Annotated in this window: 2 protein-coding genes and 1 pseudogene; 1 reads left to right on the top strand and 2 read right to left on the bottom strand. The window is 65.9% G+C overall.

All coding sequences use genetic code 11. From position 1 onward, the window contains the following. On the top strand, window positions 1-430 hold a 430-nt coding region (locus tag EN906_RS31295), incomplete at its 5' end, for a DUF5682 family protein (protein ID WP_245484368.1). Here EN906_RS31295 and EN906_RS31290 read toward each other — a convergent pair. Beyond that, window positions 370-2,097, bottom strand: a complete 1,728-nt coding sequence (locus EN906_RS31290; RefSeq protein WP_245484367.1) for a DUF5682 family protein — start codon at window positions 2,095-2,097, stop codon at window positions 370-372. The genes EN906_RS31295 and EN906_RS31290 overlap by 61 nt on opposite strands. A 4-nt stretch (window positions 2,098-2,101) precedes the next feature. Then, window positions 2,102-2,318 (bottom strand): annotated as a pseudogene (locus tag EN906_RS31285) (ATPase); the annotation flags it as partial.

The following is a 2,318-nucleotide window of genomic DNA, read 5'->3' as shown; positions in this document are numbered from 1 at the left end:
GTCCGTTCTGCTGGAGCGGCTGATCGTCGAAGGCGGGATCGCGCTCGCCTATGCCGCCCGCGACCTCGATGCCCAGGCATCCACGACGCTGGTCGGCGCCATGCGCAAGGCCGACGAAGCGATCAGTCTGGTCGAGCCTGAACAGGACGTGCTGGACGCCTGGCGCAATGGGCTGGCTGCGGTGCTCGATGGATCGCGCTCGACGGCGCTGGTGGCAGGCTGTGCCGCGCATCTGCTCTACGAAGCCGGCCATCTGTCAGCCGACGCGGCAACCGGTCTGATCGCACGACGTCTGTCTCCAGGAACGCCTGTCACCGAGGCTGCAGGGTTCTTCGAGGGTTTCTTCAGCACTGCCGGCCAACGGCTGATCTACGACGAGGGCCTGCGCGGTGCGGTGGATGCCTGGGCATCGAGGTCGCGGGCGGCATAGGCGAGCGCGATCCCGCCTTCGACGATCAGCCGCTCCAGCAGACCGGACAGACGGGCGGTTTCCGTCTTGCGAGCCTCGCCATAGCGGATGATGTCGGCGAGCGGCGGCACCGATGTCAGGATTTCCAGGCATTCGCTGCTGCGGGCTGCCCGTTCCTCCAAGGCCGCGAGACCGGCGATCGACGCTTCCGACAGGTTTGCCGTGATGGCGCCCTGGACCAGTGCGGCCATCGCATCAAGAGACGTCGCCGCGCCGATCATCTGGATCAGCCGACCATTGGCCGCCTTTTCGATGGTTGGTCCGTAGACCAGGTTCTCCACCAGTCGAACGGCATACTCAGGTTCCCACGACAGCGTCCAACGCTCGCGAAAGGTGCCGCGGCTACGGCCGCTGTCGATGAGTTTGCCCCAATGCACGCCAAGCACGGACAGCCGGTGCAGCAAGGTCGACCGAAACAGCCCGCTCTCGCTGCGCAGATCGACCGATAATTCGCGCTCCAGCGCCTCGGGCTTCAGCCGTGCCGCCTTCTGGTTGCGCTGCAGGTCCTCGATTAGCGGCGCCAGCGGCGTGTCTGGCGGAATTTCACCGACATCGGCGCCCAGCAGCAATTCGGCTTCGACCAGCGCCCACAGCAGCGCTTCCCCGTTGAACAGGGCGGCGATCGCGGCGTCACGCAATTCCTCGAAACCGGGCTTTGGCCGTTCACGGATCACAGCCAGCGTGCGGGCCAGCCGTTCGGCTTCGATCAGCGAGGCGGTCGAGACCATGTGCCCCTTGGCCCTCAGGACCGCCGCGATCTTCGCCAGCCAAAGGACCGAGGCGTCGCCTTGCCCGCGCGTCTGCCACAGATGCTTGCACCAGCCGGGCGCGACAACGCCGGCGCCATAACCGAAGCCCAGCGCCAGACGCGGCCCCGTCCACGGCGCCCAGGTCATCATGCTCTTGCGGCGGGCGAGCCCCTTGAGTAGCGCCTGGTCTTCCTTCAGCGGTCGCGTCGCCTGCAGCGCCGGCACATGGAAAGCACCGCAAACGATAGCGATCGGCCCATCGAATTCCTTTCGCGCGGCGGCGATCTCAAGCCGCATATGCGCTTCGCGTTTCGCCTCAAACGCCGCAAGCGGACCTTCGCCGTCCCGCAGCGTCGTCATCGCGTCGGCTATTGCCGCGAAGATTGGACCCGGCTGCGGGTTCTGCTCGATGATATCAGACCACCAGCTTTCGCCATCCTCATAGCCGGCAGCTTGTGCCAGCGTTCCGATCGGGTCCCGCAGATGCGGCGCCAAGTCAGCCTCGACGTTGGCTTCCGTTCCATCGCTCTCGGTTTCCCCCACGGCCTCAATCGGCGCAGTGCGGGCTGACGACGGCAAATCGATGAAGCGCACTGCCGCATTGTTGGTGACGGCCCAGAGCGTCGCCTGATACTCCGGCGAGAATTCGGCGAAGGGCCAGAAGCTTGTCGAGGCCGGATCGTCTTCGGGATAGCAGAGCAGCGCCACCGGCGGCTGCATTTCGGGGCGGGCGAGCAACGGCAACAGCGGGCTGGCGTCGGCCGGTCCTTCGATCAGCACGGCGACCGGTTTCAACTCCTGCAACGCCTGCACCAGGCTGTCGGCGGAGCCGGGCCCGTGATGGCGTATGCCGAAATAGGAAACGTCGCTGAGCCCCATGGCGTCAGATTGCCGCGTTCAAGGCCGCGTAGTAGCCGGCATAGTCTGGCCGCTTCTTGAGCACGGTTTCCAGATATTCTTCCAGCACCAATTTGTCCTGCACGGGATCCTTGACGATCGCGCCGACGAGGCTGGCGGCAAGGCCTTCGGCGCCGAGCTTGCCGCTGTCGAACCAGGCCGCCTGGCCGAAGCCATTGCCACCATGGTCGGCGGCCTCAGCC

The sequence above is a fragment of the Mesorhizobium sp. M7A.F.Ca.CA.004.06.1.1 genome (assembly GCF_003999135.1).
In the GTDB taxonomy this organism is placed as follows: Bacteria; Pseudomonadota; Alphaproteobacteria; order Rhizobiales; family Rhizobiaceae; genus Mesorhizobium.
This window is presented reverse-complemented; position numbering and strand designations above follow the sequence as displayed.

Coding starts and splice junctions, on each gene's coding strand:
- EN906_RS31290 (WP_245484367.1), bottom strand. CDS start 2,097: ATGGGGCTCAGCGACGTTTCCTATTTCGGCATACGCCATCACGGGCCC.